Origin of the sequence: Pseudoroseicyclus aestuarii, assembly GCF_003217255.1 — a bacterium.
GTDB classification, from domain to species: Bacteria; Pseudomonadota; Alphaproteobacteria; order Rhodobacterales; family Rhodobacteraceae; genus Pseudoroseicyclus; species Pseudoroseicyclus aestuarii.
This window is the reverse complement of sequence record NZ_QJTE01000011.1, coordinates 15293-33812: the sequence shown is the minus strand read 5'-3', so window position 1 is coordinate 33812 and position 18520 is coordinate 15293. Positions and strand designations below refer to the sequence as shown.

The following is an 18520-nucleotide window of genomic DNA, read 5'->3' as shown; positions in this document are numbered from 1 at the left end:
TCGGCCGGCAGCAGGTCGCAGGACCAGACGTCGTGCCCGCGCGCGGCCATGGACCGGCGCATCACGCCGCTGGTCTCGCAGCCGACGAGGATGCGCAGCGGTGGGGCGGGGGCGGTTTGGGTGCTGCCTCTCATGGCCTCACATCCCCAGCGAGGCTTTGTAGATGTCGAGGATGGCCTCTTCCTCGGCGACGTCGTCCGGGTCGCGCTTGCGCAGGGCGATGATCCTGCGCAGGGCCCTGGTGTCGTAGCCTCGGCCCTTGGCCTCGGCCATGACCTCCTTCATCTGGTCCGCGATGTCCTGCTTCTCGGCCGCGAGGCGCTCGCTGCGCTCGACGAACTGGCGCAGCTCCTGGGCGGCGCTGTCAGTCGCCCGATCGGCAACGGCGCGGTCAGCGTCTGTCTGCTTCAGCGGTGCCCGTCCTCGACGCGCGGCGGCGGTCCGGTTCAGATCGTCGGTGATGAAGGGGCCACTCTCGATCCGCCCGCCTTCGCCGTCGGGCGGGCTGATGCGCTTGGTGGTGACGTTGGGCATCAGCAGCTCCAGCAGGTCTGAGAGGCGCGCCAGACGGCAAGGCCGATGGTGCCCTCGAGCGTGACGAAGGCCAGCGCCCACCACAGCAGGCGCCGGTTCACGGGGCGCTGGTTCATGCCGCCGGCTCCGGCTGGGGCTCGCCGTCGGCATGGACCGGGGTGCTGGCGGTAAGAAGTTCGTCGATTGAGCGGAAGCCGCCGTCGGACGGGGCGGGGATGGTAATGAGGTCAGGTTGCGTCATCCGGTCCAGCAGCGCCTGTGCGTTGGCATGGATCGCCTCCGGCGCAGGCACGACGTGATGCAGCACCGCCAGGGCCCAGGCGCGCTGCAGGGCGGCCACCTTCGGGTCGGGCGAGACGTCCGCATAGCCGCCGACCGCGACCCGGGCGGCGAAGCGCCAGGCGACGGCCGCCTGCGAATAGCTGAGGGCGGACATGGCGATGCCGTGCACTGCGATCTCGCGCACCGCAGGCCCATCGTTCGCGTCCTGCTGCCAAGTGCCGCCGTGGCGCAGCACCTCCGACTCCAGCCGAAGGGTCAGCTCCTCCGGGCCAAGCCGGTCCAAGCTGTCGCAGAGCGCGGGTAGGTACTGATGGATGAGGCCGACCATCAGAGAAGCCTTCCTTGGACGAGGCGCAGGGCGACGCGGCCGGCCGCGGGGCCGGTCTGGCGCAGCGGGGTTCCGCGGGCGCTCATCAGCGCGAGGCGGGCGAGGCCGGCCAGGTGCGGGCGGGCCGCATAGGCGGCAGGGTCGGCGATGACGGCGGCGGCGTCAGTCAGGACGCGCGGGGAGGGGGTGCGGTGTTGCATCGGACGCTCCATCGGGTGGGTCGATGGAGGCTGAGTAAGTGACCAATACGGTCACTTTCAAACCAAATAATGACCTAATTGGTTATTCATGCTTCTTGCAGGTTGCATCGGTCCGCGGTCACTGATTGAACTGTTCCCCTAATGTTCTTAGGAGGGCGGCATGCTGATGTACTGGAGCGGAAAGCGCCGCCTGATGGCCTTGGCGGCCCGTGCGGAGGCAACCGGCGAGAGCCTGGACTACCTGTTCTTTTGCTCGACGACTCGCATTTTCTGCGCCAACTCGAGAGGTAGTCGGTCCCATCTCCCTAGGATGAGGAAGTCCAAAGATACCCCGAAGCGGTCAACTAGCAGGGCAGCAGTCGTGTCGGTTATAGGGCGTTTGCCCCCTTCGAAGCGGGACCAGTAAGTCCGCTCGATACCTAGTGCATCCGCGATTTCCGCCGGTCGCAGCTCTAAGGCCTCGCGAAGCAACATGAGCCGATAGCCAATTCTCTCCGGTCGCATCTCGGATTGGAGGGCTTCGGGCAAGGGATTCGGTTTCTCGGTCGCCATGCTGTCATCGTCGTCCGTGACCGATTTGGTCTCAATCACCGACTTGGTGTCTTGACAAATGACCGTAATGGTCATTCTACATAGTCGTCATGATGACCCAACATGTACCTGCCTTGCTCAATCGCTGGCCCTCTCGCCTTGATCTTTTGGCGGATGCCCGACGGAGCGACCCGTGCCTCGCGATCAGCGCAATCCATCGGTGGCACCAACGTGGGAGCATCCCAGCGAAGTATTGGAGGTCCCTGTTGAAGGGCGCAGAGAGCAGAGGGATCTGTCTCTCGGCCGATGAATTGGTCGAAGCTCACGCCAAAGGGGTTGAGCTTTCTTCGACCTCTGCTGCCGCCCGCGTGGAGGCCGCCTGATGCTGAGTTATCCCACATATCCCGCCGCTGCGTCCTCATTCTCCAGACATGCATGCTCCGCGTCGTCCCGAAAAGCGAAAGCAACGCGGAGGGTTTCGCAATGAGCCGCAACCACCCTGCCGGCTCCGTCCAGGATGCCGTCTCTCGGGCCTATTCTGCCGCCGGCGGTCTCGAAGCCGCCTCGGATATGCTGGGGCTCACCGCCTCGACGCTATCCGAAGCAACCGCCAAGAGCGCCAAGCGCCCGCACGGGCTGGGGGTCAATCACCTTGACCGTCTGGCGCGCATGTCGCCTGAGGCGGCGCGGGTGCTGGCGGAGCACTTCGCCGCGCATGCGGGCGGGGTCTTCCACCCCAGCGGCGCAGGCGCTGCCGGTGCCGACAACCTGCTGGCGCAGATCGGCGTCAGCTCCAAGGAGTTCGGCGAGGCGATCAGCGCGGGCATGTCGGCGATTCAGAGCGGCGATCCGCAGGCCATCAACCGCGCGATCCTCGAGCATGACGAGGCCGGCGCGGCCATCGCCGATCAGCGTGCGCTCCTGGTCCGCCTGCGCGAGGCCTCTGGTGGCATCGTCGCCAGTCTGGCCACTCACCTTCAGGCGGGCGGCCGATGATGCGGCCCGCGACCCCTCTTCTTGCGCTGCCCTGTCCCGGGCGACGTCATCGACGCAAGCTGGGCGCGGTGCAGGCGCTGCGCCGCCCGCGTCCCTTTTTCTTCGAACGCTGCGGCCCGGGAGCGGTCAACCCGCCCCGTACAGGCGCCATACCGGGGGAGCGTGGCGGCCGCCTGCGCGTGCTCCCCATCGCACCTCCTTTGGGGGCCGGGGGCGGCGGTGCCGTCCCCGATTCGGGGGTGCGGCCATGAACATGCATCATCGCCTGCCGCCCGAGCCAGACTGGACGCAGCTCTGCGCTCGCTACGAAGGCAGTGGACTGCTGCGCCGCGACGTCGACGTGGATACCGCGGCGAAGCTGGCCTTGGGCTGCCTCGGATACCTGTCCGTGCCCTGCTACACGTGCACGTTTGCCGCTCCGAAGACTAACTTCGCTGCGCGGCATGAGCTGGAGACAGCAGCCATGGCCGCTGCGATCTGGTCGAGGGTCTTCGCGCGCCACGGGGCAAGAATCGTATCTCCGGTCGTGCGCCTCGATGGCACGTGGGCGGCTAATGATCTCAGGGATCGTAGCCTGCTCTATCCGTCTCCGGGGCAGGGCAGGTCGGCCTTTTTGTTGCGTCGCTGCGACTTGGTGGTCGTTCCACCGATCGACGGCTGGCGCGAAAGCGTCGGCGTCTGGCGCGATGCCTGCTGGGCGCTGGAGCGCAACATGCGGGTGCTTCTGATCCAACCGAACGAGGAGGGGCTGTGATGGCCGGATCGACGATGACGCGTGCGGTGCCGGCATGAGCAACGCACGCCTCTCCGACATGAAGCCCCGCGCGCCGCGCGCCTCGCTGACCCTTCAGCGCGGTCGGCTGACGATCGTGCTGCGCGATGGCCTATGGGGCTCCCGCTTTTCCGCGGAACAGCTGCCGCAGCGCCTGGCGCACTACCGCGGCCTCGCCGAGGTGAACCCGGCGGGCAGCGCGGCGTGCAACGTGGCGGCGCTGGAAGAAGTCGAGGCGCAGCTCTGCGACCTCCGCGCGCGCCTTCATCATCATTCCGAGATCCTGCCCGCGTGCCACGCGAGTGGACCTGAGCGGGCGACGAGGGCGAAGACCCCTGCGCCCGCGACAGAACACGAGCGGGGGACACCATGACCGCCACACTGCTGCGCCCTGTCGATACCGAGAGCCTGCCAGAATATCCGGTCGGGCGGGAGGTTCGGCTGAACGGGCAGTACTTCCTGAAGTTCGAGACGATGCGCTACCTCACTTCTTCGATGGGCCTGCGTGGGACGGCCGAGGTCCGCTGCTACTATCTCGAGCTCATCTTTCACTCTCAGCACCAGGTGCCCATCGGCACCCTGCCGGCCGACCGGCTGGAGCAGGCGCGCATGCTGCGGGTCGATCCCGCGCATTGGGAGGAGCTGTGCCGCCTCGAGGTGTCACCGCTGCACCGCTGGACGCCCTGCACCTCGGACGGCGAGCTGCGCCTGATGCACCGCGTGGTGCTCGACACGGTTCAAGACCAGATCGAGCGGCGCGAGGTAGCCGAGGTAAAGCGCACAGATGAGGCCGTCCGCGGGCGGATACGCCGCCTGCGCGAGCGCATGGTGGCGGCGGGCTTTGCCAAGGCCGAGGTCGCCGACAACGTGCTGGTCGAGCGGATGGAGCAGTGGCTCTGCGACACCGTGAAGGGCAAGCGCTTCCAGCACCACTACGACGCGGTCTTCGCGCATGCGGCGACGATGCGGTGGATCGGAGGGGCGCGCGTGACCTGATCTGACCGGACAGTCCGCGGACTGTCCTGGACTGTCCACCTACCGTCCTCGGACTGTCCGCTACAGTCCGAGGACTGACCAGGTCGGTCGCCGGACAGTCCAGCCCTAGAAGGAGAAAGAGAACGAGAAGAACAAAGACAGCCGGACAGATGGGAGACCGCGCGGCTGTGGATAAGTTGGCAGGCATAGAAGGGGGCGAGGCCATGACGGCAGGCATGTACACCGACCCGCAGGCGGCGGTGGAGACGAAGAGGGACCGGGTGAGGCGGCTGTTGCTGCAGCCGCTGGAGTTCCGGTCGAAGCGGGGCACCGACGCCGCTGCCGCGCGGCAGATGCTCGACGGGCTGGCGGATGAGTTGGCCTATATGACCGACGACAACCTGGTGGCGCTACGCGGCATGCTCGCCTCGAAGGGCGAGGGATCGAGCCGCTGCTTCTGGCCCTCTCCCGCCAGCTTCCGCGCCTATGCCGAGATGGTGCAGCCGCGTCCGCTCGACGAGGTGCCGGCCCTGGTGCGCTGGTTCCGGTCGATCGAGGGGCCGAGGGCGGTGGCCGAGGGCACGCTGGTCGAGACCTTCCTGTGGTTTGAGAAGAAGAAGGCGCCGCCGGTCACGCCGCAGGCGCGGGCGCTGGTGGCGCAGAAGGCGCAGGCGAACCGGCGGCGGCTGGAAGTCATCGGCGACCGGCGCAAGCGCGAGGTGCTGAATGACGCGAACGATCTGGCCTGGGAGCGCTGGTACCTTGACCAGCGCGAGCGGGTCGAAGGGCTGGTCGAGCACCTGCAGGACGAGAAGCGGGAAGAGGAGATGGCGCGATGAAGGACAGGCTGTCGGAGATCATTGGCGACGGGCGCGCGGCTTTCGCGCTGCTGCGGAAGGAGGATCAGCAGGCGCTGATCGACGAGAAGGGCTCGCGGCGGCGGGCGGAGCGGTCGGCCTGGGGCCGGCTGACGGATGAGCAGCGGCGGGGCCTCATCCTTCAGGCGGGGCATGTGCCAGAGCTCTGCGGTGACGCGGCCCCGGTGGCGCCAGCGCGCGGGCCGGTGCGGGTCTTCGAAACGCAGGCTTTCTACCCGAAGGGCGAGGACGAGTACGAGCTGAAGCCGGCGGGCTACAAGGGCCGGAAGACCATGCAGCTGGCGGATGCTATCGACATCATGGCGCACGAGGCCGCGCGCAAGCGGGGCAAGCTGGTGCTGACGGCAGAGCAGGTCGCGATCGGGCGCGAGTATGCCGGGCTGTACGAGCGCTACCATGCGGGCGGCGTGCGCTGCGCCTCGCTCGAGGTGTCGGGCGCGCGGTCGGCTGGCGGGCGCGGCGGCGACGTGACCGAGGCGCGGCTGGCGGAACGGGACAGGCTGCTCGCCCTGCAGCGCCGCATCGGTGATGGCGTGGCCATGCCGATCCGCCGGGTCCGGCCGTCGAAGCGGGGCGCTGACCGCCGGGCCATCAGCGACCGGCAGCTGGTCGACGGGGTATTCATCGAAGGGCTGACGGTGACTGAGTTGCTCAACAAGCATGGATGGGCAAAGAGCAGCACCGTGACCAAAGCCGCCTTCGCAGGGTTGGCGGCGGCTCTGGAGCGCATGCTGGGGCAGCGGGCGCTGCGGCCCGGTCGAACGACATATTTCGGGGTCCGCCCTCAGTCGCCGTTTGAGAGGGCTTGACGCCTACTCCACCGGCTGGCATCTCTCTTGACATCATCACGAATTGCGCCCGGCGGGATCACCCGACCGGGCGCTTCTCGTTGGTGCTCCCGAAACTGGTGGCGAGGGCGAGGGCATGGCGATCCGCAAGCTCTGCGCCAAGACCGGCTGCGACGAGGTCGCGGACGAGGGCGCAAGCTACTGCACCGAGCACCTCGCCGAGCGGCAGCGCCGGGAAGCGGAGCGGCAGGCCGCGGCGCAGCGGTCTGACCAGGCGCAGAAGGGGCGGCGGCTCTACCGGCTCGCCGCCTGGCGCAAGGGTCGGCTCGCCTTCCTCACGGCCAAGCCGCTCTGCGTACACTGCGCCGAGGTCGGCAAGGTCGAGCCGGCCGTCGATGTCGATCACATCGTCCCGCATCGCGGCGATATGAAGCTCTTCCTCGATCGCCGAAACTGGCAGGGCCTCTGCAAGGCCTGCCATTCGCGCAAGACGGCGAGCGAGACCCTGAACCGGCGCTGACGCGCGGGGCACCGGGGGTGGTCTGAAAATCTGGGCGGTACGGCGGTGACCGCGCCCCCAACCTTTCTTTTCGTACGCGGCTAATTCAGGAAAAAAGCCCAGAGGTTAGGCCCTATCTAGGTCCTCGCTATGAGCAGCAGGTTAATCGGCAAATCCTCATCGGCTGAAGTTTTCAAAAACCGTTTGCCACCGCGACTAGTCCCAATCGCTAAGGGCACTTCAATGTGGTTAATCCTCAGGTAAAATTCGAAATCGCCGTCCTCAATAGCGGTGATTGCTGCCGACGTCCTCAGGCGCCATCTTGTTCCATCAGAGTCAACTAATTCGAGATGGGTAATCGCTTCAATCAACGGTGCTCCCGGTTGAAGTATGGCTCTCTCAACTATGAACTTTATGGGCATCAAGTCCTGCCTGCTGCTTAATCAATACAAATCTCAAACAACTAGGCACGAACTGCAGCCATCTAGAGTTGCAGCCTGCTCAACATGCGCGTGCACGATGTTGCGCGATCTAACGAAGAGGAGGGCGCTGCAATGCGCGGACCCAAGCCCATCCTGGACAACGTCATACCGATGAAAGGCGATGCCGCGCCGCGGCCCGTGCCGCCGGCGCTGGACTGGATGTCCGACGAAGGCCGCGCCGCATGGGAAGAGCTGGCGCCGGTCATGGTCGCCAAGGATCGGCTCGAGCCGCACTACGCCGACCTCTTCGCGGCTTACTGCGAGGCGGTTGGGGACTTCATGCGCTTCACCGGCGACCTGGCGATGATGGGCTCCTACTACGAAGTGAGCACGCGCAACGGGCTGCAGGAGAAGAAGCGCGCCGCCTGGGGCCAGCGGCAGGAAGCGCTGGCGAACATGCAGCGGATCGGCGCGCTCTTCGGCATGTCGCCCGTCGACGAGCGGCGTCTCTCCGGCGGGGGGCAAGGCGACCTCTTCGAGGATCTGAAGCGGCAGCTGGCTAGCGATGCATCCGTCTGATCATCCCGTTTCGCGCTACGCTGCCGCGGTGGTCGAGGGCGACCTCGTCACGGGCGAGCTGGTGCGCCTGGCCTGCGAGCGGCACCTAGTCGACCTGGAGACCGGGCACGAGCGCGGGCTGGTCTTCGACTGTGAGGCGGCGTCGATGATCGTCCGCTTCGCGGGGATGATCCAGCACACGACCGGGCCGATGGCGGGCAAGCCGCTGACGCTCCAGCCGTGGCAGGTGTTCCGGCAGGGCTCGGTTTTCGGCTGGAAGCACGAGGAGACGGGCAAGCGGCGGTTCCGCTCGACCTACCACCAGGTCGGCAAGAAGAACGGCAAGACCACCGACACGGCGGTGCCGATGCTCTTCACGCAGCTCTTCGACGGGGAGGCGGCGCCACAGGGCTTCTGCGCGGCGACCACCCGCGACCAGGCGGGGCTGCTCTTCAAGGAGCTGAAGCGGATGATCCGCGCCTCGCCGGCGCTGTCGCAACTGCTGAAGGTCTGGCGCAACTCGATCGAGAGCCCGCCGACCAACGGCGAGATCCTCTGCCTCAGCCGGGACGGCAACTCAGCGGACGGGATCAACCCGCATTTCGCGGCCCGAGACGAGCTGCACCGCTGGTCGGATCGCGAGCTGGCGGAGATCGTGACGAACTCGATGCTCGCCCGCGACCAGTCGCTCGACTGGGCGATCACCACGGCCGGCGCCGACCGCGCCTCGATCTGCGGCGAGCTGCGCGAGTATTCCGAGAAGGTGCTGCGTGGCGACGTCGAGGATGACAGCCTCTTCGCCTATGTCGCGGAGCCGCCCGAGGACTGCGATCCGGGCGATCCGGCGGCCTGGGCGATGGGCAATCCGAACCTCGGCGTCGCGTTTCGCGAGGAGGACTTCCGCCGCATCTACGACCGCGCGGCCGTGATCCAGGGCGAGATGCCGAACTTCCGGCGCCTGCATCTGAACCTCTGGACGGAAGGCGCGCAGACATGGATCGCACGCGACGTCTGGGACCTGATGGCGCAGCCCTTCGAGGTCGAGAGCCTCTTCGGCTGCGAGGCCTGGGCGGCGGTGGACCTGTCGCGGACCACGGACACGACCGCGATCGCCGTGGCGATCCCGAAGGACGGGCTGATCTACCTCGTCGTCTTCACCTTCCTGCCGGAGGGGCCGAAGGGCTTCACCTACCGGGCGCAGAAGGAGAAGCGCGAGTTCATCGCCCGGCGCGACGCCGGTTGGCTCGAGGTGCACCGTGGCGGGACGATCGACCAGGCGGCGATCGTCGAGCGGCTCGAGTGGATCAGGGCGAAGTTCGATCTGCGCGAGGTCGCCTTCGACCGCTGGGGCATGGACTGGATCTCGAAAGAGCTGGACCGGCGCCGCTTTCCGCTGGTCGAGCACGGGCAGGGCTACCGCGGCATGTCGAGCCCGATGAAGCGCTTCGAGGAGCGGGTCGCGCAGAAGCGCATCCGGCACAACGGCAATCCGGTGCTCGCCTGGCAGGTGGGCAACGTGCACCGCGTTATGGACGCGAGCGAGAACGTGAAGCCCGACAAGAAGCAGTCGGCGGGGCGGATCGACGCCGCGGTGGCGGCGATCATGGCGCTCGGCCGGGCCGAGGCTGCCGAGGGCAAGAAGAAGAGCTGGGAGACCGTGGTCGCATGAAGCTTATCGAACGCCTGCGCCGCGCACCTGCCGACCAGGTGCGGGCCGAACCGCCGCTCACAGCCTCGGCCGATGCTGGCCAGTCGGAGACCAGCGGCACGGCCCGCCCCGTCGGCTGGCTGACGGATGGCATCGGCTTCGGCACCCGGTCTCGGGTCAAGGGCCTGCCGCCGGTCAGCGCGATCGCGGCGCAGAAACACGCGACGGTCTTCGCCTGCTGCAACGTCATCGCCGGCGATCTGTCGAAGGTGCCGGTCAAGATCTACCGGCGCGGCCCGGACGGGCGCGAGGAACGGCTGCGGGATCACCCGGCCTCCTACCTGCTCAACGTCGAGGCTGCGCCGGGCGTGCCGGCGGCGGTGGCCCGCTATGCGCTGGCCTATGCCTACACGCTGCGGGGCCGGTCCTATGCCTATGCCCCGCGCGACGGATCGGGCGAGCTGCAGATGATCGAGCCGACCCGGCAGGACGGCTGCGCCGTTTTGCGGCTCGGCCGGCAGCGGTTCTACGACTTCGAGGACGGCGCCGGGGTGCAGCGCCGGGTGCCGGGGCGGTCGATGGTGCACCTGCGGTACATGGCCGAGGATGGCTGGACCGGCCGCTCGCCGATCGAGGTCGCAGCCGAGAGCATGGGGCTGGCGCTGGCGGGGCAGGAGGCGGCAGCGCGCACTGCCGCCGGCGGCACCACCAAGGGTGCGATCGTCCTGAATGACGACTACCAGGACGACGAAAGTCGGGCGCGCACTGCGACGCGCATCCGGGAATCTCTGCAGGACCCGGACACGCGTGAGTGGCCGGTGCTGAGCCTTAGCGAAGACATCAAGAAGCTCGACCTCAGCGCCGCCGATCAGCAGCTCCTGGAGAGCCGGAAGTTCGACCGCGAGCAGATCGCCGCGATCTACCGCGTGCCGCCTTCGAAGCTGCAGATGCTCGAGCACGGGGTGAAGGCCAACGGCGAGCAGCAGGCGATCGACTACCTGACCGACTGCCTCCTGCATTGGGCGACGCTGGTCGAGCAGCAGTTGATGATGGGCGTGCTGACCGAGGGCGAGCGGCGCGGCGGCATCTTCCTGCGCCACGACTTCGGCGCCCTGCTGCGGCCGACGACGAAGGACCGCTACGAGGCGCTCGCCCGCGCCATCGGCGGGCCCTTCATGCTGGCCAACGAGGGTCGGCGGATCGAGGGCCTCGACGACGTGCCCGAAGGGGCGGTGCTGAATCCGGCGCCGAACATGACCCGCGACACCGCGCCCAAGAGCGAAGAGGAGACCGACTGATGCCGACGATCCGCGAGACGCTGGCGGCGCAGCCCGTGGCGCTGTCCGAGGAGCTGGCCTCGGTCCAGCTCGCCCAAGAGGCCCCCGAGGGCGAGGCGACCGCCCTCGGCGGTGACGCCGAGCGCTACGTCGTGACGCGCGGCGTCGCGGTGGTGCCGGTGCGGGGGCTGCTGACGCCGAATTCGGCGATGCTCGAGCGCTACCTCGGCTGGACCACCTACTTCGGCCTCGAGGAGACGATGGATCACCTCGCGGCCAGCGAGGACGTCTCGGCCGTGGTGCTGGATGTCGACAGCCCCGGCGGGCTGGTGACCGGCCTCGAGGCGGCGGCCGAGGCGATTGCCCGCTGCGCGGCGGTCAAGCCGGTCCATGCGCTGGTCGCACCGCTGGCGGCCTCGGCCGCCTACTGGCTCGCCAGCCAGGCGCGCGACATCACCGTCACGCCCGGCTCGCTTGTCGGCTCGATCGGGGTGGCGCTCATCGCCTCGGCGCCGGTGCAGCCCGACATCATGGGCATGCAGACCATCCCAATGGTCTCGAGCCACGCCCGTGCCAAGCGGCCGGACGTCTCGACCGAAGAGGGCCGTGCCGAGCTGCAGCGCTGGCTCGATGAGAGCGAGGTGCGGTTTCACGCCGCGGTCGCGCGGGGCCGGGGCATTGCCGAGGCCGACCTCCCCGAGCGTCTGAGCGTCAGCGCCGACACCGCCTGGGGCGGCGGCGTCTACGCCCCCGATGACGCGGTCAGCCGCGGCCTCGCCGACACGGTCGAGACCCGCGCCGCCTTCTACGCGCGCATCCTCGCGGCCTATGCGCCGCGTCCCTCCGCCCGGCGCACCGCCAGCTTCACGGCGCGCGCCGCAGCCGCAGCGGCCCTCGCCGCCAGCTGATCCCGAACACAGCCGGGGCCTCGGCCCCCTGTCATCCTCCTGCCCGTCGCGGCGGGACGATCTGTTGCGCCCTGTGCGCAGCTCCCTTCACCAGAAAGGAAACACGATGAAGGACCTCAACGATCTGCGCCGCGACCGGAAGGCAGCGGCTGACAAGATGCAGAGCACGGCGGCGATGGTCGGTACGCTCGAGGCGGCCGAGACCATCGACCAGGCCGCGCTCGATGCCGCGGTGGCCGACTTCGAGGCGGCGCAGACCGCCTTCGCCAGCGCCGACGGGGCGGTGAAGCGGGCCGAGGCGGTGGAAGCGGCCCAGGCCGCGGCTGCGACCTCGGGCGATCAGGGTGCCGGCATTGCGGGCGGCACCGGCGGCCGCGCCTCCGCCTCCGGTGGCGCCACGGTGCCGGCCACGGCCAGCAACCCGGAGCATCGCGGCGTCGCGGCGGCGCTGATGGTGCAGGCGCTGGCCAGCTCGCGGGGCAATCACGACGAGGCGGTGCGCCGGCTCGAGACCGCTGGCCACTCGGGGCTCTCCGCCGCGCTCTCGGGCGCCTCGACCGATGCTGGCGGCGTCACGATCCCGCGGGCGCAGTCGGCGGAGCTGATCGAGATGCTGCGCCCGCGCGTCGCGGTGATGAACGCCGGCGCGCGCATGGTGCCGATGCCGGCGGGCCAGCTGCGCCATGCCAGCCAGCAGACCTCGGCCACCGCCAGCTACGGGGAAGAGAACGCGCCGATCCGCGAGAGCGAGCCGACCTTCGGCTCCAGCGACATGAGCTTCAAGAAGCTGACCTCGCTGGTCCCGATCGGCAACTCGCTGCTGCGGCATTCCTCGGCCTCGATGGGCCAGCTGGTGCGCGACGACATCCTCAAGGTCATGGGCCTGCGGCGCGACCTCGCCTTCCTGCGGGGCACGGGGGCGAACAACACGCCGATCGGCCTGCGCACCTGGACGCCGGCCTCGGCCTGGATGCCGGCGGTCGGCAACACGGCGCCGGCGGTCGAGATGGCGGTCCGCGGCCTCGTCAGCCGGGTCGAGGACGCCGACGTGCAGATGACCCGGCCCGGCTGGATCATGCGCGCCGGCACCAAGAACTTCCTCGCCTCGCTGCGCGACCCGGCGAGCGGCGCCTACCTCTTCCCCTCGATCTCGCAGAACGGCACGCTGCTGGGCTTCCCGATCTACACGACCTCGCAGATCCCGGACAACCTGGGCGGCGAGGGCGACGAGACGGAGGTCTACTTCGCCGACTTCGACGAGGTGATGATCGGCGACACGATGGAGATCACCGTCTCGTCCTCGACCGAGGCCAGCTTTGTCGATGTGAACGGCGACACCGTCAGCGCCTACCAGCGCGACCTGACGCTGGTCCGCGCGATCTCCGAGCACGATATGGCGCCGCGCCACGACGCTGGCCTGGCCGGCCTCAACGGCAAGGGCTGGACGCTCTGAGCCAGACGCAGGCGGCGCAGAGCGCGCCGCCTGCAGCGCTCGGCATGGCCGGGCAGACACCATCACCAGCAACAGGAGGCAGAGCATGCCCCGGAAGATCGTGACCTTCATCAAGGCGCATGGGCGCTACAACGCCGGCGAGGTGGCCGGCTTCGACGAGCACATCGCCGACCGGATGATCGAGGCGAAGGTGGCCAAGTCCTCGACCAAGGCGGAGCGGGAGCGCGGCGCCGCCAAGCCGCTCGTGATCCTGCCCGCCGCCGACGACGAGGACGTGCTGGCCGTGACCGGCGGTCCCGATCCGGCGCCGCAGGGGCCGGGCGCGGGGGCGCAGGCGAGCGACGAGGCGCGGGTGCTCGGCAAGGATGACGCCGAGACCAAGCGCACCACCGCGCCCGAGACCACGACCGCGCCGGCCACGCCCGGCGAGCCGCCGAAGCAAGGCAAGAAGCCGGCCTGATGGAGGTCCTGACCCGACCGGCGGCGGTGGTGGAGGCGGAGGCCTTCTTCGCCGCCGTCCACCTCGCCGACCCTGACGAGAGCGACGCCGCCGTGGTGCGCGATACCCTTGCCGCGGCGGCCGAGCTGATCGGCTCGGCGGCCAACCGGCCGCTCGGCGAGCATCGGGTCATCTTCAGCGTGCCGGCGCGCAGCGGGACCTGGTGGTTTCCCTGCGCGCCGGTCCTGGGGATCAACGAGGTCACCATCCAGCGCGCGGACGGGGCATGGGTGCCCTTCGCCAACTGGCGGCTGCTCGATGACTTCTCCGAGCCGCGGCTGCGGATCGGGGCGACCGGGCAGAGGGCGGATGCCCTTCTGCAGGTCAACGCCCGCGTCGGCTACGACGACGGCACCGTGCCTCCCTCGCTCAAGCAGGCCGTGATCCTGCTGGCGAAGGACTGGTACGAGGCCGGCATCGCGGTCGAGGCGCGGGACGAGACGGCGCTGGCCTTCGGGGTCAAAGCCCTGATCCGCAAGCACCGTTACCTCCGCCCGCGGGAGTGGGCCTGATGGCCGGCGGGCGCATGGCCGATCGGGTGCGCTTCCAGCGGCAGCGCGTGATCACTGACGACTACGGGAACGCACGCGGCGAGTGGGAGGCCCTCGCGCATGCCTGGGCCGACATCCGCGAGACGCCCGGCCGCGAGGCGGTGCTGGCGGGGCGCGTCTCCTCGCCGCGGACTGCGACGATCCGGGTGCGCTCGACGGCGACGATGCGGGCGGTGACGCCGGCCGACCGCCTGACCGCTCGCGGCCGGACCTGGAACATCCTCGGCGCAGGCCAGGCGCCCGGCAACGGCGACTTGATCGAGTTTCTCTGCGAAGAGGTGACGGGGTGAAATACGTTCGAGGGGCCGACAAGCTTGGCGCCCGCCTGCGGCGCATGCCGCGCGAGGTGCAGCGCGAGGTCGATGCGGCCAACGCGAAGTCGGCGCAGGAGCTGGCGCGGATCGCGCGCGTCCTGCATCCCGGCAAGGGCGAGCATAAGGCCGACATCACGGTCACGCCGCAGGACGACGGCCACCTGGTGGACTTCGGCGCCAAGGCAAAGGTGACGGAAGGCGACCGCGGCCCGCGCGCCTTCGTGAACCCGGCCCTCAAGGTCTCCCGCAAGCGCCATCGGAACCGGGCGAAGCGGGCGATGAAGAAGGCGGTTGCGCGGGTGTTCACCGGTGGCTGACGATCCCGCCACCGCACTGCAGCGCGGCCTCGTGATGGCGCTGCGCCGCGATCCGACCGTCTCCGCATTGGTCGGCGAGCGGGTCTACGACGAGCCGCCCTCGGACGTCGCCTTCCCCTACCTGCGTCTCGGCAGCATCGACCTCGGGCCGCTGCGCAGCGACGGCGCGAAGGCTTGGGACGTCGCCTTCTCGATCGAAGCGCACTCACGGCCGGATGCCGGACGGGTCGAGGCCTCGCGCATAGCCGGCGCCGTCATCGCCTGCCTCGACGAGCGGGCGGAGGCGGTCCCGGTCGAGGGACTGTCGCTTCGCTGGGTGCAGTTCGTCACCTCGACCGCCGCCCGCGCGCCGGACGGCAAGAGCTACGTCGCCCCCGCCGCCTTCCAGGCGGTGCTCGGCACCTGATGCCCCATCGCCCTTGGGCAAGGCTTCATCTTTGAAAGGACCTCGACATGGCTGGTAAACAGCTTGGCCGCCTGCTGCTCGTGAAGATCGCCACCGGGAGCAGCGCCTACGCGACCCTCTGCGGTCTCACCACCAAGACCGTCACCGTCAACAACAACGAGATCGACGTCACGACCGCCGATTGTGACGAGCCGGGCGGGCCGCTCTGGACCGAGGTGCTGAGCGGCACGAAGCGGGTCTCGGTCTCCGGCAATGGCCTCTTCGAGGACAGCGCGGCGGAGAAGAAGCTCATCGACCTGGCGATGGCGGCCGACAGTATCGCGCAGTTCCAGATCATCCTGCCCGACTTCGGCACCTTCACCGGCAGCTTCCACCTCGCGAGCCAAGAGTATGGCGGCGAGCAGGAGGGCGGCATGACCTACAGCCTGACGCTGAACAGCTCCGGCCCGGTCGAGTGGGCGCCGGAAGCGGCAACCTGATCCGATGGCGATCCAGACTACATCGCCCGTCCTCGAGGAGGAGATCGGCGGGCAACCCCGCCGGCTCCTCCTGCGCAACGGCGAGATCGAGCGCTTCGAGGTGCAATACGCGCCCTTCGGCATCTTCGCGTTCTGGGATCAGCTCTACGGCCACGGCGGCGCACCGCAGGTGCGCCACGTCCGGGACCTGATCGCGCTCGGGCTGGTCGGTGGCGGCATGAGCGACCGCATGGCCGACGAGACCGTCGCAGCGCTGGGGCCGGATCAGAACCCGCGCCTGCGCGAGATCGCGCAGCGGCTGCTCGGCGTCACCTTCTACCCGGAGGCGCTGACCCGGGCGGATAAAAAAAAAGAGGGTGGATCGCGCGTCGGGCGCAAGGCGGCGACGGGCGCTACGGCGCCGAAGCCCGCATCCGGAACCTCTGCGGCGTGATGGGCCGTCTGCCGGCGGAGATGCGGGCGCTGACGCCGGCGGAGACGGCGCTGCTGGTGACGGCTTGGAACGAGGCGCAGGGCGAGGGCCCGCTGCCAGCGGCGCCCACGGCCGCGCAAATGGACGATCTGAAGCGGCGGTATCCTGATGGCTGACGAAGAGACACAGCGGATTGCCATCCTGCTGCAGGCGCGGGACCGCGACTTTCACCGGGCGATGGACCGCAACAACAAGCTGATCGCGCGGTTCGGCAAGCAGGCCGATCGCGACGTCAGTCGGGCCAGCCGCGCGATCGACAGCAACCTGTCGAAGATCAGCAACTCGATCGGAGGCCTCGCCAAGGGCGCCGTGGCAGGTGTGTTCGCCGGCGCTCTTGCGGCGGTCACCACACAGCTACGCGCCACGGTAAGCGGGATCGCTGCGATCGGGGACGAGGCGCGGCGGGCCGGCCTCGACCTCGACCGCTTCCAGGAGCTGAAGTTCGTCGCCAAACAGAACCGCATCGGTGTCGACAGCCTGGTCGACGGGATGAAGGAGCTGCAGCTTCGCGCCGACGAATTCATCACCACGGGCACCGGGGCCGGTGCGGATGCCTTCGCGCGTCTGGGGCTGGGCGCCGAGTACCTGAAGCGGCGCCTCGAGGACCCGTCCGAGCTGATGCTCGAGATCGTCGACCGCCTCGAAGGCATGGACAGGGCGGCCCGCATCCGGATCGCCGACGAAGTCTTCGGCGGCACCGGCGGCGAGCGCTTCGTCGAGCTGATCGACCAGGGCGACGAGGGGCTGCGGCGCACGATCGAGCGGGCGCACGAGGTCGGCGCCGTGATGGACCAGGAGATGATCGAGAAGGCGGCGGAGCTGGATCGCCGCTTCTCGGAGATCGCCGCGAGCCTCGGCGCCATGTTCAAGACGATCACGGTCGAGGGGGTGAGTGCTGTCGCTGACTTCGGGGACGCCCTCGAGGAGCGCCGGGACGAAGCCGAGGAGATCATCGACCTCTATCAGCGGCTGAGGGACGCCGCCGACCAGCCGCTCGGCAACGGCTCGATCGAGAACGCGGGGTCGCAAGAGTTGATCGATGCCGCCGAGAACGCCTACATGCTGAACGTTCAGTACGGCATTCTGGCCGATCGAGCTGAGCTGGTCGCTGAGGCGCTACGAGGGCAGGCAGGCGCTCTGAGAGAGGCTGGCTACGGCGAGCAAGCTACGAACCTGCACCGCATCGCCGGTGAATTGGTCGCCGTCTCCGCAGGCTTGCGCGAGGGCGGGCCAGAAGCTCAGGAGATGGCTGAGCGGCTGACGGACGTGCAGGGCGAGGCAGCGTCTGCGGTCGATGCGCTTCAGGGGATCGACGGCGTCAACTTTTTCCAGGTTGGCCTGGCTCTGCAGGGGCTGGTCGGACAGCTCGCTGCCGTCGCGCAGCAAGCCGTGTCTACGAATGCCGCTGTCGCAGCGCTGCCTTCCGTTCCGGTGCCATTTGATGCGCGGCGGGTCAGCTCCTACGAGGACCGGCTGGAGCCGCAGCTTGCTCCCGAGCCGCAGGTTCCGGCCACGCGACCGCAGGCCCGCCAGGCGATCACGCTGCCCCCGATCATCGCGGACGGCGGTGGTGGCAGCGGCGGCGGCTCTCGGGGCTCCGGCTCCGGCGGCGGGGGTGGCGGGGGCTCGGCCGAGAAGAGCGACTACCAGCGCGAGCTGGAGGCGACCCGCGAGAGCATCGCCAAGCTCGAGGCCGAGGCCGTCGAGCTGGTCGCCGTGGCCGAGAGCGGCCGGGAGGTCGGCGATGCCCTGGCCTATGCCCGCAAGCGCGCCGAGCTGCTCTATGCCGCGCAGGCCTCCGGCCAGGAGATCACGCCCGCCCTGCGCGCCGAGATCGACGCGCTGGCCGAATCCTACAGCTCCGCCGGCGACGCCGCGGATGCTGCCGCCGATCGGCTGGACCGGATCAACGAGAACGCGCAGCGCGGCGCCGATGCCATGACCGACCTCTTCGGCGGGATCATCGACGGCTCGACATCGGCGCGCGACGCGCTGGGGCAGCTCCTCCTGCAGCTTGCAAAGGTACAGATGCAGAGGGCGGCGACCTCGGCCGCCGGCGGGGGCGGTGCGGCTGGTGCGATCTTCGGGTCCATCGGCTCCGCCCTCAGCGGCCGGCGAGCGACCGGCGGCGCGGTGCAGGCGGGCCAGCCATACCTCATCAACGAGAACACGCCGCGCAGCGAGGTCATGGTCCCCTCGCAATCGGGTGCCGTGCTGAACGTGCCGCAGGCGCAGGCGGCCCTGCGGGGCGCGGCCGGAGGCCAGGGCGGGCAGAGCGGCACGGTCGAGCTGGTGCTGCGCGCTGCTGACGGCGTGACGGTCGAGACCGTCCAGAACACCGCCGGGGCGATGATCCGGCAGAATAACGCGCAGCGCGACGCCGCCTTCAACGGCCGGGCTCGCCGCGCGGTCCAGAACCCGCACGAGGACTGA

The 18520-nt window shown here is 69.1% G+C and carries 26 protein-coding genes; 21 read left to right on the top strand and 5 right to left on the bottom strand.

Annotated elements, in window-relative coordinates:
* Positions 1-138: 138 nt before the first annotated feature.
* The 4 genes from DFP88_RS16100 to DFP88_RS16085 all read right to left on the bottom strand — a co-directional run bounded on the left by DFP88_RS16100 (position 139) and on the right by DFP88_RS16085 (position 1971).
* A complete protein-coding gene (locus tag DFP88_RS16100; RefSeq protein ID WP_110815727.1) occupies positions 139-534 on the bottom strand; it encodes a DUF2312 domain-containing protein in 396 nt (131 codons plus the stop codon).
* Between the two features lie 112 nt (positions 535-646).
* Positions 647-1144 carry a hypothetical protein gene (locus DFP88_RS16095; RefSeq protein WP_110815726.1) on the bottom strand — a complete coding sequence of 166 codons (498 nt, stop codon included), beginning with the start codon at positions 1142-1144 and terminating at the stop codon, positions 647-649.
* A complete protein-coding gene (locus DFP88_RS16090; protein WP_110815725.1) occupies positions 1144-1344 on the bottom strand; it encodes a hypothetical protein in 201 nt (66 codons plus the stop codon). Before DFP88_RS16090 ends, DFP88_RS16095 begins: the two co-directional genes overlap by 1 nt.
* Positions 1345-1581: 237 nt before the next feature.
* Positions 1582-1971 (bottom strand): helix-turn-helix domain-containing protein, encoded by a 390-nt coding sequence (locus tag DFP88_RS16085; RefSeq protein ID WP_110815724.1) that lies wholly within the window; start codon positions 1969-1971, stop codon positions 1582-1584.
* 387 nt (positions 1972-2358) lie between these two features.
* Here DFP88_RS16085 and DFP88_RS16080 point away from each other — a divergent pair, with 387 nt between their 5' ends.
* The 7 genes from DFP88_RS16080 (at position 2359) to DFP88_RS16055 (ending at position 6804) form a co-directional block, all read left to right on the top strand.
* Positions 2359-2871 (top strand): hypothetical protein, encoded by a 513-nt coding sequence (locus DFP88_RS16080; protein WP_146227550.1) that lies wholly within the window; start codon positions 2359-2361, stop codon positions 2869-2871.
* 247 nt (positions 2872-3118) lie between these two features.
* Positions 3119-3625: a DUF1937 family protein gene (locus tag DFP88_RS16935; RefSeq protein WP_146227548.1), complete on the top strand. Its 507-nt coding sequence runs from the start codon at positions 3119-3121 to the stop codon at positions 3623-3625.
* Positions 3626-3659: 34 nt separating this feature from the next.
* On the top strand, positions 3660-4016 hold the full coding sequence (locus DFP88_RS16930) for a hypothetical protein (RefSeq protein ID WP_146227546.1): 357 nt from the start codon (positions 3660-3662) through the stop codon (positions 4014-4016).
* Positions 4013-4639, top strand: coding sequence for a hypothetical protein (locus tag DFP88_RS16070; RefSeq protein WP_110815721.1), 627 nt, complete (start codon positions 4013-4015; stop codon positions 4637-4639). The genes DFP88_RS16930 and DFP88_RS16070 overlap by 4 nt, the downstream gene beginning before the upstream one ends.
* A gap of 203 nt (positions 4640-4842) precedes the next feature.
* Entirely contained in the window at positions 4843-5457 is a 615-nt protein-coding gene (locus DFP88_RS16065) for a hypothetical protein (RefSeq protein WP_146227544.1), read from the top strand.
* Positions 5454-6305: a hypothetical protein gene (locus DFP88_RS16060; RefSeq protein ID WP_110815719.1), complete on the top strand. Its 852-nt coding sequence runs from the start codon at positions 5454-5456 to the stop codon at positions 6303-6305. Before DFP88_RS16065 ends, DFP88_RS16060 begins: the two co-directional genes overlap by 4 nt.
* A 115-nt stretch (positions 6306-6420) precedes the next feature.
* Complete coding sequence (locus DFP88_RS16055; protein ID WP_110815718.1) at positions 6421-6804, top strand: HNH endonuclease signature motif containing protein; 384 nt, start codon at positions 6421-6423, stop codon at positions 6802-6804.
* A gap of 116 nt (positions 6805-6920) precedes the next feature.
* Here DFP88_RS16055 and DFP88_RS17575 read toward each other — a convergent pair whose 3' ends face one another.
* Positions 6921-7205: a DUF3892 domain-containing protein gene (locus tag DFP88_RS17575; protein WP_110815717.1), complete on the bottom strand. Its 285-nt coding sequence runs from the start codon at positions 7203-7205 to the stop codon at positions 6921-6923.
* Between the two features lie 132 nt (positions 7206-7337).
* On the opposite strand from DFP88_RS17575, the gene DFP88_RS16045 reads away from it, so the two are divergent.
* The 14 genes from DFP88_RS16045 to DFP88_RS15980 all read left to right on the top strand — a co-directional run bounded on the left by DFP88_RS16045 (position 7338) and on the right by DFP88_RS15980 (position 18520).
* On the top strand, positions 7338-7784 hold the full coding sequence (locus tag DFP88_RS16045) for a P27 family phage terminase small subunit (RefSeq protein ID WP_110815716.1): 447 nt from the start codon (positions 7338-7340) through the stop codon (positions 7782-7784).
* Positions 7771-9432, top strand: a complete 1662-nt coding sequence (locus DFP88_RS16040) for a terminase large subunit (protein ID WP_110815715.1) — start codon at positions 7771-7773, stop codon at positions 9430-9432. Before DFP88_RS16045 ends, DFP88_RS16040 begins: the two co-directional genes overlap by 14 nt.
* Positions 9429-10709 (top strand): phage portal protein, encoded by a 1281-nt coding sequence (locus DFP88_RS16035; protein ID WP_110815714.1) that lies wholly within the window; start codon positions 9429-9431, stop codon positions 10707-10709. Before DFP88_RS16040 ends, DFP88_RS16035 begins: the two co-directional genes overlap by 4 nt.
* 8 nt (positions 10710-10717) lie before the next feature.
* The gene (locus DFP88_RS16030; protein WP_425450844.1) at positions 10718-11596 is read left to right on the top strand and encodes a S49 family peptidase; all 879 of its coding nucleotides are present in this window, start codon (positions 10718-10720) and stop codon (positions 11594-11596) included.
* A gap of 106 nt (positions 11597-11702) precedes the next feature.
* Positions 11703-13049, top strand: coding sequence for a phage major capsid protein (locus DFP88_RS16025; protein WP_110815712.1), 1347 nt, complete (start codon positions 11703-11705; stop codon positions 13047-13049).
* A gap of 85 nt (positions 13050-13134) precedes the next feature.
* The gene (locus tag DFP88_RS16020; protein WP_110815711.1) at positions 13135-13509 is read left to right on the top strand and encodes a hypothetical protein; all 375 of its coding nucleotides are present in this window, start codon (positions 13135-13137) and stop codon (positions 13507-13509) included.
* Positions 13509-14060, top strand: a complete 552-nt coding sequence (locus DFP88_RS16015) for a head-tail connector protein (protein ID WP_110815710.1) — start codon at positions 13509-13511, stop codon at positions 14058-14060. Before DFP88_RS16020 ends, DFP88_RS16015 begins: the two co-directional genes overlap by 1 nt.
* Complete coding sequence (locus DFP88_RS16010) at positions 14060-14389, top strand: phage head closure protein (protein ID WP_110815709.1); 330 nt, start codon at positions 14060-14062, stop codon at positions 14387-14389. The genes DFP88_RS16015 and DFP88_RS16010 overlap by 1 nt, the downstream gene beginning before the upstream one ends.
* A gap of 44 nt (positions 14390-14433) precedes the next feature.
* Positions 14434-14730, top strand: coding sequence for a hypothetical protein (locus DFP88_RS16005; protein ID WP_110815728.1), 297 nt, complete (start codon positions 14434-14436; stop codon positions 14728-14730).
* Positions 14723-15136 (top strand): DUF3168 domain-containing protein, encoded by a 414-nt coding sequence (locus DFP88_RS16000; RefSeq protein ID WP_110815708.1) that lies wholly within the window; start codon positions 14723-14725, stop codon positions 15134-15136. The genes DFP88_RS16005 and DFP88_RS16000 overlap by 8 nt, the downstream gene beginning before the upstream one ends.
* 47 nt (positions 15137-15183) lie before the next feature.
* Positions 15184-15615 (top strand): phage major tail protein, TP901-1 family, encoded by a 432-nt coding sequence (locus DFP88_RS15995; RefSeq protein WP_110815707.1) that lies wholly within the window; start codon positions 15184-15186, stop codon positions 15613-15615.
* A 4-nt stretch (positions 15616-15619) separates the two neighbouring features.
* Complete coding sequence (locus tag DFP88_RS15990) at positions 15620-16048, top strand: GTA-gp10 family protein (RefSeq protein ID WP_110815706.1); 429 nt, start codon at positions 15620-15622, stop codon at positions 16046-16048.
* On the top strand, positions 16045-16203 hold the full coding sequence (locus DFP88_RS15985; RefSeq protein WP_181418689.1) for a hypothetical protein: 159 nt from the start codon (positions 16045-16047) through the stop codon (positions 16201-16203). Before DFP88_RS15990 ends, DFP88_RS15985 begins: the two co-directional genes overlap by 4 nt.
* Positions 16196-18520 carry a phage tail tape measure protein gene (locus DFP88_RS15980; RefSeq protein WP_110815704.1) on the top strand — a complete coding sequence of 775 codons (2325 nt, stop codon included), beginning with the start codon at positions 16196-16198 and terminating at the stop codon, positions 18518-18520. The genes DFP88_RS15985 and DFP88_RS15980 overlap by 8 nt, the downstream gene beginning before the upstream one ends.

Coding starts and splice junctions, on each gene's coding strand:
- DFP88_RS16100 (WP_110815727.1), bottom strand. CDS start 534: ATGCCCAACGTCACCACCAAGCGCATCAGCCCGCCCGACGGCGAAGGC.
- DFP88_RS16095 (WP_110815726.1), bottom strand. CDS start 1,144: ATGGTCGGCCTCATCCATCAGTACCTACCCGCGCTCTGCGACAGCTTG.
- DFP88_RS16090 (WP_110815725.1), bottom strand. CDS start 1,344: ATGCAACACCGCACCCCCTCCCCGCGCGTCCTGACTGACGCCGCCGCC.
- DFP88_RS16085 (WP_110815724.1), bottom strand. CDS start 1,971: ATGACCATTACGGTCATTTGTCAAGACACCAAGTCGGTGATTGAGACC.
- DFP88_RS16080 (WP_146227550.1), top strand. CDS start 2,359: ATGAGCCGCAACCACCCTGCCGGCTCCGTCCAGGATGCCGTCTCTCGG.
- DFP88_RS16935 (WP_146227548.1), top strand. CDS start 3,119: ATGAACATGCATCATCGCCTGCCGCCCGAGCCAGACTGGACGCAGCTC.
- DFP88_RS16930 (WP_146227546.1), top strand. CDS start 3,660: ATGAGCAACGCACGCCTCTCCGACATGAAGCCCCGCGCGCCGCGCGCC.
- DFP88_RS16070 (WP_110815721.1), top strand. CDS start 4,013: ATGACCGCCACACTGCTGCGCCCTGTCGATACCGAGAGCCTGCCAGAA.
- DFP88_RS16065 (WP_146227544.1), top strand. CDS start 4,843: ATGACGGCAGGCATGTACACCGACCCGCAGGCGGCGGTGGAGACGAAG.
- DFP88_RS16060 (WP_110815719.1), top strand. CDS start 5,454: ATGAAGGACAGGCTGTCGGAGATCATTGGCGACGGGCGCGCGGCTTTC.
- DFP88_RS16055 (WP_110815718.1), top strand. CDS start 6,421: ATGGCGATCCGCAAGCTCTGCGCCAAGACCGGCTGCGACGAGGTCGCG.
- DFP88_RS17575 (WP_110815717.1), bottom strand. CDS start 7,205: ATGCCCATAAAGTTCATAGTTGAGAGAGCCATACTTCAACCGGGAGCA.
- DFP88_RS16045 (WP_110815716.1), top strand. CDS start 7,338: ATGCGCGGACCCAAGCCCATCCTGGACAACGTCATACCGATGAAAGGC.
- DFP88_RS16040 (WP_110815715.1), top strand. CDS start 7,771: ATGCATCCGTCTGATCATCCCGTTTCGCGCTACGCTGCCGCGGTGGTC.
- DFP88_RS16035 (WP_110815714.1), top strand. CDS start 9,429: ATGAAGCTTATCGAACGCCTGCGCCGCGCACCTGCCGACCAGGTGCGG.
- DFP88_RS16025 (WP_110815712.1), top strand. CDS start 11,703: ATGAAGGACCTCAACGATCTGCGCCGCGACCGGAAGGCAGCGGCTGAC.
- DFP88_RS16020 (WP_110815711.1), top strand. CDS start 13,135: ATGCCCCGGAAGATCGTGACCTTCATCAAGGCGCATGGGCGCTACAAC.
- DFP88_RS16015 (WP_110815710.1), top strand. CDS start 13,509: ATGGAGGTCCTGACCCGACCGGCGGCGGTGGTGGAGGCGGAGGCCTTC.
- DFP88_RS16010 (WP_110815709.1), top strand. CDS start 14,060: ATGGCCGGCGGGCGCATGGCCGATCGGGTGCGCTTCCAGCGGCAGCGC.
- DFP88_RS16005 (WP_110815728.1), top strand. CDS start 14,434: ATGCCGCGCGAGGTGCAGCGCGAGGTCGATGCGGCCAACGCGAAGTCG.
- DFP88_RS15995 (WP_110815707.1), top strand. CDS start 15,184: ATGGCTGGTAAACAGCTTGGCCGCCTGCTGCTCGTGAAGATCGCCACC.
- DFP88_RS15990 (WP_110815706.1), top strand. CDS start 15,620: ATGGCGATCCAGACTACATCGCCCGTCCTCGAGGAGGAGATCGGCGGG.
- DFP88_RS15980 (WP_110815704.1), top strand. CDS start 16,196: ATGGCTGACGAAGAGACACAGCGGATTGCCATCCTGCTGCAGGCGCGG.